The organism is Ruminococcus sp. 5_1_39BFAA (assembly GCF_964240875.1).
Taxonomy (GTDB): Bacteria; Bacillota; Clostridia; order Lachnospirales; family Lachnospiraceae; genus Blautia_A.
Map to the genome: position 1 here is coordinate 38968 of NZ_CAXSVO010000026.1, position 15669 is coordinate 54636.

Consider the following 15669-nt stretch of genomic DNA (forward strand, 5'->3'; position numbering starts at 1 on the left):
GAATTGTATCGACCGTTTTAATAATGTATTCGTTATGCAGTCCGCAGTCCCTGCTTATTATTGGCAGAACAACGGGCTTACATTGCTATACCCTTATTCAAGTAATTAGAGTGTATTTCTAATCTGATTAAGCTAAACGCAGTGCAAGCTATGAGTGAATTTTAGCTTGCACTGTTTTTTTATACTTTTTTATAGGAGTTTCGATATGGAAACGAAAGACTATTTAACAAATTATTATGAGAGATACGATGAAGAAGGTCGTCTTATCTCAAAACACGGAATGGTAGAGTATATCACTACTATGAAATATATTGAAAAGTATCTCAAGCCAAATATGCGAGTCTTGGAGATTGGTGCAGCAACAGGTCGATATAGCCACGCTTTGGCACAAAAAGGCCATCGAGTGGATGCAGTCGAATTAGTTGAGCATAATATAGAAATCTTCAAGCAAAACACGATCGTAGGCGAACCCGTAACAATCACGCAAGGTAATGCTATGGATTTGTCTGATTTTAGATCTATAACATCATCGAAAAATGTATGCTCAACACAGAAACATTCGACACCTTTTCAAATCCGTGGGACATATTCGAGCTACATCGAAAGGAAGATATTGATAAGCTCCGTTCAGAGTTCAATGTTACTCAACTTCATTTCATTGCTACTGACGGCTACACAAATCGTATGAGAGAAAACGTAGACCAAATGGATGATCGAATGTACGAACTGTATCTAAAATATCATCTTGCCATTTGCGAAAGACAAGATATGGTCGGTTACTCTCATCACACACTTGATATATTTAGAAAGGAATAAGAAAAATGAACATAAATATACGAACCGCAGTCATTGACGATTGTGAGCGTATCCGCCCACTTCAGAAAGAGATTGCAGACTTACACCATAAAGGCAGACCTGACTTATTCAAAACCGAAGCTCGCTACTTTACAAAGGAAGCATTTGCAGAAAGGTTAAATGATCCGAAACACACTATCTACATTGCCGAAACTGATAATGGCGAGGTTATAGGATACGCTTTTGCTTGGATTGTTTCTTACAGAAACCACTCTACATACATCGACTTTGACTGTTTCTACATTGATGATATTTGTGTCTTAAAATCCCATCAAAGAAACGGAATTGGAAGAAAGCTGTTTGAGTGTTGTAAAGAAAAGGCTCAAGAGAAGAAATGCAAAATGATTGAACTTGGCGTATGGGGATTTAACAAGGATGCGATTGCATTTTATGAGAACTGCGGAATGACCGACCGTATCCGCAGAATGGAATATAGATTGGAGGATTAACAAATGATTACGCATAAAGGAACACAAACTATACATACTGAAAGACTTATACTACGAAGATTTACTGTTGACGATGCTCAAGCAATGTTTGAGAATTGGGCAAACGATGAAAGAGTTACACGCTACCTAACTTGGTGTCCTCACGAGTCACCTGAAGCAACAAAACAACTCTTGGAACTTTGGTGTGCCGCATACGAGAAACCGAACACATATAATTGGGTTATGGAATACGAAGGGACACCGATCGGCAATATCAGCGTTGTTCGATTGAGTGAAAAGTGCGAATATGCGGATCTTGGCTACTGTATGGGTTACGCTTATTGGAATAAAGGCTTTATGCCTGAAGCTGCAAAAGCAGTCATTGACTATCTCTTTGCCGAAATTGGTGTAAACCGTGTTGGAATATCTCACGCTGTTAAAAATCCTGCTTCGGGTAGAGTTGCCCAAAAATGCGGTCTTACATTTGAAGGAACAAAGCGTGAATACTTCAAAACCTCGACCGGAGAATTTCTCGATATATCCGATTACGGTATTATTAGAAGCGAATGGGAAAACATAAGGCAGGAAAAATAATTGTATTTAAATAACTATGGCGGCAAGAAGAATCATTCTCCTTGCCGCCGTATACTTGTTTTCGTAGTTTTATCATAACCTCGTCAACCGCATCCGTGTATCTGCCTTGTGCAATCAGCTTGTTGCGGTAGGCGAGCAGAGCGTTCATCCTGCCGACCCATAACATAGGTCTTTCGGCTTTCAACTTTTCAGTAATGCCCTCACGATCCGCCCGTTGCTTCATCAGGCGGTCAAACAGTTCCTGTGCCTGTTCTTCAACATTGCCTGCCGCTGCCCCCATACGCCGATATGCCGTTCTTCTTTTTCGGCGGGTAATTTCAAACAGGGGATATAATAATCGCCCTGCAACTCATACCAAAGATCGTTGTTTTCGTGATAAATGTACTTGTCCATTCTGAAATCCTCCAGTATAATATATTCGCACATATGTTACAGTTTCCAGATTGCCACTCGCTGTTATAGCTTGTTATCAGATTTTCCTTCCCTTATTTTTGCCCTTATGAAGTAAATTGGGGAGAGCCTGTCATTTCTTGAAGTCTAAGTATGGTAAACAGATATGAAATGGAGAATTCCAAATGAATGGCAGGCAATCGGATAACTCCATAGTACCGTAGATATCGGGTAATGACGATGGAGGAAAGGAGCTGCATAATAACGGTCTTTCTGAGGACACATCAACCGTACTCAGGGACGGAGATATTGATGAAAACGAAATTAGAGAGAATAGCAGACAAGTCGGCTCATGAGCCGAGACTGGAATTCATATCTTTGTATCATCTAATCAACAGGGAATTATTGATACAGTGCCATAAGGAACTGGACGGAAATAAAGCTGGTGGAATTGACGAGATTACAAAGAAAGAATACGGAAGAAATCTGGAACAAAACATTGAAAGTTTGGTTGACAGGCTGAAAAGTAAGTCATATAAACCACAGCCGTCGCTTCGGGTGTATATTCCGAAAAGCAATGGAAAACTAATACCATTGGGTATCGGGGATGCCACGGAGCGGTCAAAGAGCTGTACTATAGGCTAAACCACACGAAAATCTGTTATGTAGTTGATGCGGATATAAAAGGGTTCTTTGACCATATGAAGAAGAATGGATAATAAGATTTCTGAATCTGTATATTAAAGACTCAAACATACTATGGCTTGTGAAGAAATATCTGAAAGCCGGGGTAATGGATAAAGGGGAGTTTCTGACAAATATTTACATGCACAATGTACTGACACTGTGGTATAAGTTAATCATAGCAAAAGGAAGCAAGGGTGAGAACTTTCTGATTGTGTATGCGGATGATTTCATTGCGGAATTCCAGTACAAATGGGACGCGGAGAGATACTATCAGCTTAAAAAGGACCGGATGGAAAAGTTTGGACTGGAACTGGAAGAAAGTAAAAGCAGAATGTTAGAAAGTGGAGCTTATCTGGCGCGTTCAAAAGAGAAACATGGAGAAAATAAAGGATATGAAAGTCTGGCTGTATGCGAATCGTGACCAGAAACTGCGGAAACTAATGGGGATGCTCAATCTGAAACTTGCAGGGCATTATAGATACTATGGTGTCAGTTACACGCGCGAAGGATTTATTGAAATGCTGAAATACTATCCACTGGTAACACCGAATATATACGTCAGCTTATTTTGAAACTGCGAATGTTATTATGAGGAGCCGTATGCGGGAAATCTGCACGTACGGATCTGTGAGGGGCTTACATTGTGAGTTGTAAGTCTACTCGACTGTGAGGTGTGATTTTATGGAGTTGACAGACGAAATCAAAAAATTATTGTACTATTGCGGTGCTGATTTGATTGGAATTGGGGATATGAGTGAGGTTGAAAATTGTAATTTTAAAACAGGAATTTCTATCGCTGTTGCACTACCTAAAGACATCATCATTGATTTACAGGAAGCTCCAACGAAAGAATATTATGATTTATATTATTCTTTAAACAAGAAATTAAATGAAATCGTTATGGCAGGAGAAGACTTTTTGAAAAAAAGAGGATTTGAAGCTTATGCACAGACCACAGGGCGCGTGGAAGTAAATCAAAATAAACGCTCTAAACTCCCCCATAAAACGGTAGCAACAAGGAGCGGACTTGGCTGGATTGGGAAAAATTGTTTATTGGTAACTTCTCAATATGGTTCTGCCATACGTATTTCTTCTTTGCTGACCAATGCACCTTTGAAATGTGATGAGCCGGTCAATCAATCCTATTGTGGAATGTGTAGCCAATGTGTAAAAAATTGTCCAGCACAGGCATTAAAGAACAGTTTATGGACGGTTGGTATGCCAAGAGAAAGAATTGTGGATATAGAAAAGTGTTACAAAAAACAAGTAGAGATAATGTCAAAAAGTACAGGCATTGAAACAGATTTATGCGGAAAATGTTTTGCGGTTTGTTCATATACCAAAAGATATCTGCAAGATAGAACTTTATAAATTCCAGTTTTGTTGAATTCACAGGGGTAGCGTTTTGGGACGCTGCCTTCATTCTTTCTATTTCCCTACTCCCAAAATCCTGCGGTTTATGGTAGAATAATCGCAGTAGTACCCCCAAAAAAATTCTTACTACGATTTTACTACGTTTCATGTCCCGGGCTTGCTCTGATTTGCCGCATTTTGCTTATTCTGTGAAAAATTTAATAATCTCAGAGCAAAAATTATAATCGGCAAACTGCGGCAAATTGGGGCAGAACACGGCATTTTAGGAGGATTTTCGTTTATGATAAAAGTATTATTCGTCTGCCACGGCAGTACACTGGCAACTCTCTAAAAAGTCTTGATTTATCGGGGAAAGGGAAGCTTCACAGTTCTGTTTTAGACCAGGTTTAGACCATTTGAAATGTGTAAAAATTAATGAAAAAACATGCAGATGGGGAGCCTTGTTGCAAATATATTCATATAGAAAATTACACAACGGAGATAATTTTTGAGAGGAAAAATCATCCGGTGATGTGTGGAAATGTATCCATACGTCACCGGATTTTTTACGTTTCGGGATTAGATTCCTGATCGCGTTTCATGGCTTCATCGATTGCTCTATTGATAAAGGCTGTGGCACTTTCACCCATCTTTTCTGCGTGGTCCTTAATGATGGCACGCTTCTCTGGGGTGACACGAACCTTAATTTCAACGAAACGGTCATTATATTTTTTGTTCGCTCTTCTGCGAGCTTCGGTTAAGCCCTTATAGGAACCATTTTTCTCTTCACTCATGACAGCCTCCAGTATGTGTATTGGCAGATTTGCCTGTGAAAAGTATAGCACAGATTGATACATAAGACTATGTAAGATTTTCAAAAAATGACATTTGATTGAAAAAGGAGACAAGCTTATGAAAAATCAGAAGATTAGAAGCATGAAGGTTCACGAACAGAGCGGATATAACTACAAGGCAACACCTACCATCATTCTCAAAGGTCAATGGCTCAAGAAAATGGGATTTGAGATTGGTGACTACATCACTGTCAGCTGTGAGGATGGGAAGTTGATTATTACTCCGGATGCAGAAAAGGCTGCAATGGCAAAGGCAGAAGCAGAATTCATGGAGAAGGGAATGAAGAAGCTTCAGAAGCGTTTTCAGGCGGAGAAGGAACAGCTCCATGCGCAGTTTGTGGCTGAGAGAAATACAGAATATAACGGAAGAGAGGTGCAGTGATTATGGGAAAGATTATTGTCATCGGTTCACAAAAAGGTGGCGTGGGTAAGACCACGACCACACTTAACCTGGCCTATTCTTTGAAGGAGTTGGGAAAGAAGGTATTGACGGTAGACTTTGATAGTCAAGCAAATCTGACTACCTGCTACGGAGTAGAAGATACTGGAGCACTGGAATATACGATTGGTCATCTGATGATGGCTCAGATGGAAGAAGAGGTGACAGAGAGCTTTGAAGATTATATTCAGAGTAGAGACGGCGTGGATTATCTTCCATCATCTATTTATCTGTCTGTGGTGGATGCAAAGCTTAGAACAGAAATGGGTGCGGAGAGGATGCTGGCAGAGGTTCTGGAACCATTGAAGAGCAGATATGATTACATACTGATTGATACCTGCCCGTCCTTGGGAATGCTTACCATCAATGCATTGGCTGCGGCAGATGAGGTGATTATTACGGTAAATCCTCAGCTTCTGGCGATGATGGGATTGCAGGATTTTCTAAGAATTGTAGGAAAGATTAAGAAGCGAATCAATCCGAAGTTGGAGATCGCAGGCATTCTCTTAACCATGTGTGAGAGCAGAACCACTCTTTGTAAAGTTCTGACAGAAGAAGTGACCGGAAGCTTCCAGGGGAAAATCAAAGTATTTGATACAAGGATACCGGCAACGGTCAAGGTGGGAGAGAGTATTTACTACAATATGTCGATTGCTCAGTATAGCAAAAAGGCATCTGCAGGAATCGCATATAGAAAATTTGCAAAGGAGATAATTGCGTATGAAGACTAATTCAAAGAGAAAAGTATTTGGTGATGCAGTAGATTTGCTGATGGGAGATATGGAAGAAGTAACAATGCCAAGAGGTGTCCAGATGGTACCGGTGAAGAGTATACAGCCGTTCCATGACCATCCATTTCATCTGTATGAGGGAGAACGCTTAGAAGATATGATTGCAAGTGTGAAGGAGCACGGAGTGCTCAATCCGGTTATTGTACAGAAGCTTGATACCGGTTATGAAATGCTTTCCGGGCATAACCGTTGGAATGCAGCTAAGTTGGCAGGAATTAAAGAAATACCAGCGATAGTAAAGACTGGATTATCTGAGGAAGAGGCTTATGTTTATGTGATTGAAACGAATCTGATGCAAAGGTCATTTTCGGATTTGGCAATATCGGAGAAGGCAGCGGTGCTGAAGGCAAGGTATGAAAAGGGCTCCTGTCAGGGAAAGAGAAATGATATCTTGAATGAGATTGCAAGGTTAGAGGGCAAGTCCTCAGATGTAACTTCTGGTCACTGTGACCAGAAGTTGACTACCCGGGATGCCATTGGCAAAGAATATGAATTGTCCGGTAGCTCTGTGGGGAGATTACTTAAGCTGAATGACCTGATTAAACCCTTCAAGGATATGGTGGATAGAGGTGCCCTCTATACGAAGGTGGCATTACAGCTGGCTTTCCTTCCGGAGAATGAGCAGACGATGGTATATGAGATTATGAAGGAGAAGAAAACTAAAATCACCATAGAGATGCTTATGAAGCTTAGAAGTCATTCTGGTGCTCTGACAGAGGCAATGGTAAAAAGATATTTAAGTACAGAAACCATCAAAAAGAAATGCTACAAGATTCCAGGCAGAATTGTGGAGAAATATTTTGAGGGAATGGACCCGAACCAGGTGGATGCAATAGTGGAACAGGCATTGGAGGCCTGGTTCAGTAAGGAGGCTGCGAATGTTTGAACAGAAGAGCCTTGATAAGATTGATGGAGATTACTTCAATATCATAATTGCTGATAGCCAGGATGTGACGATACAGAGCAGGAATACCGGGCATTACTGGTACCTGCATTGTGCCGGATATCCTACAGAGGAAGCTTTGATCATATTCCATAAGCATCGTTTTAAGGATGGATATCATCAGCACGGACACGCCAGGAGTCTGAGACAGGCGATTAAGAGTATTGTGAGACACGATGATTATCAGTTGAATGTAAGAAAATGCGTATAACATAAAAGGCAGCGGTATCTTCGAAGTGAGGATACCGCTGTTTTCAGGTTAAGCAAGAAGCTTATTCACCGAAATAAAGTTTCTTTGCAAGAGCCTGGGCTGCTTTGATGTCAGCATATCCCTGGGATTTACCAAGACCTAATTCATCAAGAATCTGTCCTTTGGTGTAATCCTCGCAGATAAGGTCGAGAATACGACCATACTTAGGATTGATTTCGTGAATCTTTTTTAAGAGATCTTGAATAATCATACGGAGCATAACCGTCTCTTCCAGATTCTCCGGAGAGGCAGGTTCAAAGCCTTTGCTATCTTCTGATGCAGCTTCATCCATAAACTGGTCAAGGGAGAGAACATCATCTGTCTTAAAGGATGCAAAGTGTTCTCTGACATCGGCATTGAACTGTTTAAGGGCAGCAGGCTTGTCCTCAATTTTTACAGGAGCAAATGCTACCAGAACCTTGTTAGGTCCGATACGCCAGGTCTCAAGGTTGTCCTGACACATATTGAAATGTTTCACCATTTCCCAGTCCACACGGATTGGTACGAGGCATTCTCCCGGATTAAGCGGGAGATTGTTGTAACTGCAACGGTTGTCGTAGTTGTGTTTGTCGTTGATTGACTGATGATTTTCAGTATTTGTCTGTACATTTACATTGATTTCCATATCGTGCGGCCTCCAGTGTCCGCTGAATGCGGAACGAAGGCTTCGATATGAAATTTAGATAAGCATCGATTGTCTTATTCATGGTACGTCTCCGTTCCGTAAAATAAGCAATCAGGCTTCTTAGCCCCTGATGCGGTTAATTGGGTTCATCACGCCACAACCTAAGAAGATGCTGGCCAAGCAGTTGTTTTGTGATGTTCTTACAGAGAAAAGAAAATGTTCACGTACGTAAAGAAAATATCGATTTTTCTCCTAATGTGTGATATAATGAAATATCATGGTGAAATTCTCTTCTTTTCTCATTTGGAACACTTTTATTGTAGAAAAAAATAAGGGAAAAATCGTTTGGGACGAGTTGGTTGAAAGTTGAGGATGAGTTGCAATTTTGGGAGGTGAAAGCATTGGCAGAATTGGTTTTTGCAACCTATTTAAAAGAACTGAAAAATGCATGGGCAGAAGAAATCGCAGATCCAGATTTGATTAATCTACTATATGATGCTGTTTCTGAACCTATGGAGTTGGTAAACAAAGAAAATGGCACTATCACGACCGAAAAATCTGCGGCTAGTAAGATTGTGAATCGTCAAAAAGGCGGGAATGCGCTAAAAGTTATACGAACTAATGCAAATAAGGATAAAGTGCGGTCCAACATTGAACAATATTTCGAGAAAAATGTGGTAAAGAGATTACATAGTGACTGTATAGATGATTTGATTTCTAATCTTAAGAAGATAATCGAGGGGGATTCGTCGATATCGGAAGCGAAAAAGGAAGAATTATTAAAGAATGCCTCTAGGAATAAAGTTGCAGCGTTCTTGGGGTTTACTTATCTGTATTCATTGACAAGAGATAATGTTTTGAAAGAGATAAGAATAAAAACAACACAAGAAATTGAAGATTATAAAAGACATCCACTAAGAGAGATACCTACTCCACCAGAAGTAATAGAGGAAGAACGGAAATATGCAGATGCTCTGATGGCCGTATATGGTCAGGCAGAGGGTATTCCTGACTTTGATGAGTCTATGATTGCAGGGTTTCCAAAGCATCAACAGCATTTTTCAGATCAACGAGGTTACTATTTTGCGGCAGAAGCTGTAAGACGAGGAACGCGCGACATATACAGTGATGAAAGTCAGTTCGATGTATTGAAGAATGAGACTTATGAAGGTGTAAAGGAAGTTTGGGAAGAAGAATACAAAAGTGGATATGCACGATTGCGCAAAGTGATGTCGCAGGCATCTGCTACGAGAGTTGATAAGTGTTGGTTAAGCAGAGATACTGATTGGGTAGGAAATCCACAGAAGAAAGGTGTGTGCCATTTCCTTGTTAAAGAAGGGAAATTGGACGGATGGGTACGAGACGATGATGAACAGGCTATTTAATACTGTGTTTGAAAACTCGCTAAGAATGCTTCTTCTTTTGAATTTATACGAGATGCCTCAAACATTGGATATGTTATATGCAGTTGATTTTATGACACAGTACGGAAAAACCTTTGGTATTACAAATGAAGAGTTGAATGGAAGCAATCCATTCAAATTCAGTGAGTTTACCGGTCGAAGAGATTTGGTGAAGGAGAGTCTACGGCAGTTAGTATTAAAAGGATTAGTGCAACCAGTCGAAACAAGTAAGGGAATGTCGTACGTGATTTCATCTGAGGGAGAAGAGTATTGTGCTATGTTGGATAGCGAGTTTGCAATGAAATATAAAGAATATGCAAGCAAAACAATTGCGATGATTGGGAATAAATCTGAAAGGCAAATTATAAGTCAGATAAATAAGTTGTCGACATCACTGTGAAAGGAGATTGGCTGATGAGCAGATTTTTTATAAAGCAAATATCCGTTACTGGAGAAAAGGTTTTATTTTCTGAAGTGTCATTCAATGATGGAGTGAATATTATTTACGGACCTTCAAATGCAGGTAAATCATATATAATCAATTGCATAAATTTTATGTTTGCCGGAGACCCACCTTTCACTAAGTCATCGACTGGGTATGATACGGTTACGATGACAATGGAGTCGGATGATGGATATGCAATATCTATGACCAGAAAGATTATCGATGGAAAAAACGGTGAAGTGGGTGAAAACTCCGTAGAAGTGATCAGTAATTATCCAAATGTAGAGAGCGGGCCATATAGCATTAGTAAAAATGAGTACAGTGATCTTTTATTGAAATTGATGGGAATTAATGAACATCACAAGATTATTTCAACAGAAGGATTTGATTCTCAAAGCTTAGGAATACGTACTTTGATACATTTCTTTTTTATAGATGAAGAACATATTTTTGGAAAAAGAACTGTTCTAGATTCACCAAGCTACAGCAAGATTAATGCATACCTGTGTGCATTGAATTTCTTGTTGACCGGTGATGATTCTATGCATTTGATGCCGGAAGAAACTAAGGAAGAACGTGAGCGGAGAATCACTGAGCGTACAGGAGTTATTGCCTATTTGAATCAGAAAATTGAAGAATTATCTCAAAGAAAAGCGGAGCTCGAGGCTAGGGAAGCAGTTGGGGAAACTGATGCAGAAGGAAGAATAGAAGAGTTACTTTCAGCGATTGAAGAGATAGAAAATGAAATAGGAACAGCTTCATCAGAAAATAGAGAATTAGTGAGAGAGAGATACGAAATTAGTACGAAAATTGAGGAAGCATTGTTCCTTAAAGATAGGTATCGTGTATTAAAATCTCAATATGAAGCGGACATATTGCGCCTACAATTTATATGCGATGGAGAAAGAAAAGAAGATACTATTGATGAGGCAGTTGCGTGTCCATTTTGTAATCATGAAATAGAAAAAGGAACTGTAGCGCATGAATCATACATAGAGTCTGCAACAATAGAGATTCAAAGGATTCAGCTACAGATCAGTGATTTGATTTCTGCTGAATCAGATGTTTGCGAAGGCATTGATAAGTACGAAAGAAAATTGCAAGAGATAGATGATCAGATTGCTGAAATTACAAATTCGATTAATGGAGAATTAAAACCAAGGGCTGCAGAACTCAGGCAGTCTGTTGAAGCTTATAAAGAAATTTTAAGAGCTAAGCAAGAGATATATGCAATTGATGCTATGGCAACAGAGCTTAATACAGATGTATTTGAAAAAGAAAATGAAGAAGATGGTGAAAGTGCAAAGTTTAAAGGAAGAGAACTTATCGATAAAGATACCTGGAAGGTTTTGAGTGATAACCTAAATTCAATGATAAAAGAGTGTGGATATCCAAATTCACCGGAATCCAGATTGAATATAGATACATTAGATGTGGTAGTTGGTGGAAAATTTAAGAAGGATCAAGGAAAGGGATATAGAGCCTATCTGAATACAATTATGTTATTTAACCTTATGAAGTATTTGGAAGAAAACGCAATTTATGCACCACATCTTTTGATTTTAGATTCACCAATACTGTCCTTAAAGGAGAAAAAACACAAAATTACAGAGAAAGAAAAAGCCACACCTGGAATGCGGGAATCCCTGTTCAAATATATTGTAAATCATTACGGAAACAATCAGGTGATTATTGCAGAAAATGAAATTCCGGAAGGAGTAGATTACTCATCTGTTAATTTAATTGAATATACAACAGACGAAAGAGAAGGCACCTATGGGTTCCTTAAAAGCGTAAAAAATTAATAGTTGTTGAAGAACTAAGAGGAGAACTTATATGGCGAAGGTAATCAGTTATAACAAACTTTGGAAATTGTTAATTGATCGCGGACTTAAGCGCACGGACTTGAAGGATATGTGCAAAATTAGTTCAGCTTCAATTGCAAAGCTTGGAAAAAATGAAAACCTGACGACGGGAGTCCTGCAAAAGATATGCACGGGACTAGAATGCGATGTGTCGGATATTATGGAGATGATTGATGTCCCGGATGAATTAATCGAAGATGGACAATAATTAAGCTGAAATAGAATGACAATTCTAATAGACAATACTTGAGGAGGTGGACTAATGGCTTTTGATTTTGGAAACGCAAATGATCAACAGAAAGAAGCTATTCAGACAACAGAAGGCCCATTGCTAATAATAGCTGGCCCAGGAACCGGAAAAACATTTACTCTTGTTAAGCGTATAGTCTATCTAATAACTGAAAGAGGAATACAACCTGAAGAAATAATGGTTGCTACTTTTACAGAAAAGGCTGCAAAGGAGCTTATTACTCGTATCACTAATGAATTGTATAAGATGGGGGTTCAAGTGAACCTTAATGAGATGTATGTAGGAACATTTCATTCTATATGCCTTCGAGTAATAAAGGAGCATTTGGAATACACGAGAGTTAAGAAAAATTATCGAATGCTGGATCAGTTTGATCAGAAGTACATGGTTTTTCAACATATAAACGATTTTAGGGCATTACCTCACTATGAGGATATATTTACAAAAAAAATTGGAACATGGAAGCAAGCTGGAGAAATTGCAAAATATGTAAGTAATCTATTAGAAGAGTTGGTGGATGTTAATGGAATGTTGAGAGATTCTAATCCAGCAACTGTTGGTATGGCTAATGTTTTGGCATTATATCAGAAGATAACTGAAGAAGAAAACTTGATTGATTTTTCATCTATTCAAACAGAAGCATATTCTCTTATGCTTAACCATCCGGGGATTTTGGCAGAAATAAGAGAAAAAATTAAATATGTAATGGTTGATGAATACCAAGACACAAATTATATTCAGGAATTAATCGTTTTCCTTATTGCAGGAGAGTCAGAGAATATATGTGTTGTTGGAGATGATGATCAAGGGTTATACCGATTCCGTGGAGCGACCATAAGAAACATTCTTGAATTCCCGGATCATTTTATTGATGGGAAGTGTAAGCGAGTTGATTTGACCATTAATTATCGATCAGAAAAAGAAATTATAGATTTTTATAATGATTGGATGACATCTACTGATGAAAAGTTTGTGTGGAAAAATTTTAGATTTCCCAAGAAGATTGTGCCTGGCAAGAAAGACTATTCTTCAGATACAAGAGTAGTAAAATGTTCTGGAAAGAACGGTGTAGAGGATTGGTATGATAGTGTATACGACTTTGTTATATCGTTGAAGCATCAAGGTGTAATAAAAGATTACAATCAGGTGGCTTTTCTGTGCAAATCGGTTAAGAATGACAAGGTAATTAATCTTATTCAGTATTTGGAAGCTATGAATATACCTGTATATTCGCCGAGATCAGAGATGTTTTTTACTAGGCCTGAAGTTAAAGAAATATTGGGATGTTTGATAATGTGTTTCCCTAATTATTTCTTAAGACTTAAAACAGAAAGTTTTACATATTCTTATCCAGTTCTTTATAGGTACTATCGTGAGGAATGTGTCGAAGCAGCGCAGAAACTTATTAAGGCACATAAAGATCTGAAAAAATGGTATGAAAATATATTGCGTAATCATAGTCAATTGAAAAGTAATACAGATTATGCATTTACTGGTATTATCTATCAATTGCTGGAATTTGAACCTTTTAGGGGATATGTTGGAATTGATATTGGCAGTGGTGTTACAGATGAGAGAGCCGCAAGAAATATATCTATTCTTTCAGCTGTTTTGGGCAAATACGAATATTTGCACAGAATAGAAGTATTTTCGGAGAAAAATATAATAAGTGCTCCGGAAATCTTCTTTAATATGTATATGCGCTTTTTATTTGAAGGTGGAATCACGGAATACGAGGATGATTCTGAGTATGCACCAAGTGGATGTGTCTCTTTTATGACAATTCACCAATCTAAAGGAATGGAATTTCCGGTTGTTATGGTTGATTCATTGTCTGCTGTTCCGAGAACACAATCAGATGGAGTTATTGAAGAGATAGAAAAGAAATATTTTCACAGACCTGCTTTTGAAGCGAAAGAAGATATTAAATTCTTTGACTTTTGGAGATTGTATTATACTGCGTTCTCTAGAGCTCAAAACTTACTAGTTCTTTCTTGCTATGAAAAGAATGGCATCGGAAGAACTCCAAGTAAGTATTTTGAATCTTGTTATAGCACATTACCATCATATAATGATGTAGATTTATCAGAAATGGAATTGGAAATGGTTAAGCCTGTAAATATTAAGAAGTCGTTTTCATTTACATCTCATATCGAATTATATGAGAATTGTTCACTACAGTATAAATTTTTCAAAGAGTTGGGTTTTACACAAATTAGAGTAGGTGCTACTTTGTTTGGAACTCTGGTTCATGAAACAATAGAGGATGTACATCGAGCAGCAATGCGTCACGAAGAGAGTACTATTACGCCGGACAATGTGCGTGCATGGCTCGATACAAATTATTTGACTTTATCTAAGAGTGAACATTCTTATTTGGGTGTCAAGCAGGTTGATGCTGCTTATAGACAGGTGATTGCATATGTAGAACGGATGTCTAATGGTACAGGCTTGACAGGAGATGGAGCAGTGACAGGAGAATCTCTTTGGAGTCATATCCAAGATGCAGAAGTTGATGTGAGCCTTGTAAAGCCAGAATACATACTTAAGGGTACCGTTGATTTGATTCGTGGAGATGGAAATACAGTGGAAATTGTTGACTTTAAGTCGGAGAAAAGACCAGACTTAACTGAACGGTCAGAGGATTTTGAACGCTATAAGCGTCAATTGGAAGTATATGCACATCTTGTAGAGGAAAAAACAGGAAAGAATGTGAGTAGGATGCATCTTTATTACACTGGTGAGGAAGGGGCAAATCCTACTGTTACATTTGAGAAATCTCAGTACTCAATTGATAAGACGATTTCTGAATTTGATAAGGTTGTAGCTAAGATTCAAAACCATGAATTTTCTACAGAGGCAAAGAACAAGAAGTCATGTCTCAACTGCGATATGAGGTATTATTGCAAGAAAGTTAAGAAACAATAGGGAGGACATATGGAAATAAAAAGATTTAGCGATTTTATAATATGTCCTATTCCAGCTGTATCTGAACTAGATCAGGCTGAGATAGAACAAATCGTAACTCATACGCATAATACATGGCAACACGATCGTCCAATTCAAGAAATAAGGGAAAATACAATTCAGGGAAAAAGGGCGGAAATAGTAATAGAAAATATTCTAAGGGATAATAGTACTTCCAGATTTTTGGCATATGACAAGATGAGAAGAGATAATTTTAATAAGCATGCACCATTTGATGGAATTATTTATCGCAATGATATTACCACCAATATATTGCAGTCAGCAATTGATAGGATAAACAATGATGTGATTAGTATTGCGGGAGACTCTGGAACAATTACTGTTGAGACAAGAGAATATTTGGAAACAAGTGGCATTTATACCATTGAAATTAAATCTTCTTTACTTCAACATCCAAGAGATTATCGCTGTATTAATGGTGATATTGAAGTTACTAGTACAAAATTGCATTAATTTTTGAGTAATATTTCTATGGAAAATATTTCTAATATATGGAATAATTAAAAGAA

General features: G+C 38.3%; 18 protein-coding genes and 1 pseudogene. 16 read left to right on the plus strand and 3 right to left on the minus strand.

Features of this window, described 5'->3' with window-relative positions:
• The first annotated feature begins 205 nt into the window (after window positions 1-205).
• The 3 genes from ACESZH_RS19090 (at window position 206) to ACESZH_RS19100 (ending at window position 1877) form a co-directional block, all read left to right on the plus strand.
• Window positions 206-688, plus strand: a complete 483-nt coding sequence (locus tag ACESZH_RS19090) for a class I SAM-dependent methyltransferase (RefSeq protein WP_373218426.1) — start codon at window positions 206-208, stop codon at window positions 686-688.
• A gap of 133 nt (window positions 689-821) precedes the next feature.
• A complete protein-coding gene (locus ACESZH_RS19095; RefSeq protein ID WP_373218428.1) occupies window positions 822-1304 on the plus strand; it encodes an N-acetyltransferase family protein in 483 nt (160 codons plus the stop codon).
• A gap of 3 nt (window positions 1305-1307) precedes the next feature.
• The gene (locus tag ACESZH_RS19100; RefSeq protein WP_373218430.1) at window positions 1308-1877 is read left to right on the plus strand and encodes a GNAT family N-acetyltransferase; all 570 of its coding nucleotides are present in this window, start codon (window positions 1308-1310) and stop codon (window positions 1875-1877) included.
• Here ACESZH_RS19100 and ACESZH_RS19105 read toward each other — a convergent pair.
• Window positions 1840-2303, minus strand: a pseudogene (locus ACESZH_RS19105) (TnpV protein). The gene ACESZH_RS19100 and the pseudogene ACESZH_RS19105 sit on opposite strands and share 38 nt — an antisense overlap.
• A gap of 276 nt (window positions 2304-2579) precedes the next feature.
• Here ACESZH_RS19105 and ACESZH_RS19110 point away from each other — a divergent pair.
• The 3 genes from ACESZH_RS19110 to ACESZH_RS19120 all read left to right on the plus strand — a co-directional run bounded on the left by ACESZH_RS19110 (window position 2580) and on the right by ACESZH_RS19120 (window position 4325).
• Window positions 2580-2912, plus strand: a complete 333-nt coding sequence (locus tag ACESZH_RS19110) for an RNA-directed DNA polymerase (protein ID WP_373218432.1) — start codon at window positions 2580-2582, stop codon at window positions 2910-2912.
• 121 nt (window positions 2913-3033) lie between these two features.
• Window positions 3034-3375 carry a reverse transcriptase domain-containing protein gene (locus ACESZH_RS19115; RefSeq protein ID WP_373218434.1) on the plus strand — a complete coding sequence of 114 codons (342 nt, stop codon included), beginning with the start codon at window positions 3034-3036 and terminating at the stop codon, window positions 3373-3375.
• A gap of 260 nt (window positions 3376-3635) precedes the next feature.
• Complete coding sequence (locus tag ACESZH_RS19120) at window positions 3636-4325, plus strand: 4Fe-4S double cluster binding domain-containing protein (protein WP_373218435.1); 690 nt, start codon at window positions 3636-3638, stop codon at window positions 4323-4325.
• Window positions 4326-4873: 548 nt separating this feature from the next.
• Here ACESZH_RS19120 and ACESZH_RS19125 read toward each other — a convergent pair.
• Window positions 4874-5101 carry a hypothetical protein gene (locus ACESZH_RS19125; protein ID WP_009266066.1) on the minus strand — a complete coding sequence of 76 codons (228 nt, stop codon included), beginning with the start codon at window positions 5099-5101 and terminating at the stop codon, window positions 4874-4876.
• A gap of 118 nt (window positions 5102-5219) precedes the next feature.
• Here ACESZH_RS19125 and ACESZH_RS19130 point away from each other — a divergent pair, with 118 nt between their 5' ends.
• From ACESZH_RS19130 to ACESZH_RS19145, 4 genes are read left to right on the plus strand one after another with little or no spacing between them, the layout of a single operon-like run.
• Window positions 5220-5543: a SymE family type I addiction module toxin gene (locus ACESZH_RS19130; RefSeq protein WP_373218436.1), complete on the plus strand. Its 324-nt coding sequence runs from the start codon at window positions 5220-5222 to the stop codon at window positions 5541-5543.
• Window positions 5544-5545: 2 nt separating this feature from the next.
• Entirely contained in the window at window positions 5546-6331 is a 786-nt protein-coding gene (locus ACESZH_RS19135) for a ParA family protein (protein ID WP_373218438.1), read from the plus strand.
• Entirely contained in the window at window positions 6321-7277 is a 957-nt protein-coding gene (locus ACESZH_RS19140; RefSeq protein WP_373218439.1) for a ParB N-terminal domain-containing protein, read from the plus strand. Before ACESZH_RS19135 ends, ACESZH_RS19140 begins: the two co-directional genes overlap by 11 nt.
• Window positions 7270-7545, plus strand: a complete 276-nt coding sequence (locus tag ACESZH_RS19145; RefSeq protein WP_288837284.1) for a hypothetical protein — start codon at window positions 7270-7272, stop codon at window positions 7543-7545. The genes ACESZH_RS19140 and ACESZH_RS19145 overlap by 8 nt, the downstream gene beginning before the upstream one ends.
• A gap of 61 nt (window positions 7546-7606) precedes the next feature.
• Here the strand turns inward: ACESZH_RS19145 and ACESZH_RS19150 are convergent, their stop codons facing one another.
• Window positions 7607-8209 (minus strand): hypothetical protein, encoded by a 603-nt coding sequence (locus ACESZH_RS19150; protein WP_373218440.1) that lies wholly within the window; start codon window positions 8207-8209, stop codon window positions 7607-7609.
• 401 nt (window positions 8210-8610) lie between these two features.
• On the opposite strand from ACESZH_RS19150, the gene ACESZH_RS19155 reads away from it, so the two are divergent.
• The 6 genes from ACESZH_RS19155 to ACESZH_RS19180 are packed head-to-tail and all read left to right on the plus strand — an operon-like array spanning window position 8611 to window position 15613.
• Window positions 8611-9594 carry an ABC-three component system protein gene (locus tag ACESZH_RS19155; protein WP_373218442.1) on the plus strand — a complete coding sequence of 328 codons (984 nt, stop codon included), beginning with the start codon at window positions 8611-8613 and terminating at the stop codon, window positions 9592-9594.
• On the plus strand, window positions 9575-10012 hold the full coding sequence (locus ACESZH_RS19160) for an ABC-three component system middle component 2 (protein ID WP_368211182.1): 438 nt from the start codon (window positions 9575-9577) through the stop codon (window positions 10010-10012). The genes ACESZH_RS19155 and ACESZH_RS19160 overlap by 20 nt, the downstream gene beginning before the upstream one ends.
• A gap of 14 nt (window positions 10013-10026) precedes the next feature.
• A complete protein-coding gene (locus ACESZH_RS19165) occupies window positions 10027-11862 on the plus strand; it encodes an AAA family ATPase (RefSeq protein ID WP_373218443.1) in 1836 nt (611 codons plus the stop codon).
• A gap of 31 nt (window positions 11863-11893) precedes the next feature.
• Window positions 11894-12130 carry a helix-turn-helix transcriptional regulator gene (locus ACESZH_RS19170; RefSeq protein ID WP_306529333.1) on the plus strand — a complete coding sequence of 79 codons (237 nt, stop codon included), beginning with the start codon at window positions 11894-11896 and terminating at the stop codon, window positions 12128-12130.
• Window positions 12131-12184: 54 nt separating this feature from the next.
• A complete protein-coding gene (locus ACESZH_RS19175; RefSeq protein WP_373218445.1) occupies window positions 12185-15100 on the plus strand; it encodes an ATP-dependent helicase in 2916 nt (971 codons plus the stop codon).
• 9 nt (window positions 15101-15109) lie between these two features.
• Entirely contained in the window at window positions 15110-15613 is a 504-nt protein-coding gene (locus ACESZH_RS19180) for a hypothetical protein (RefSeq protein ID WP_373218446.1), read from the plus strand.
• The last annotated feature ends 56 nt before the right edge of the window (window positions 15614-15669 follow it).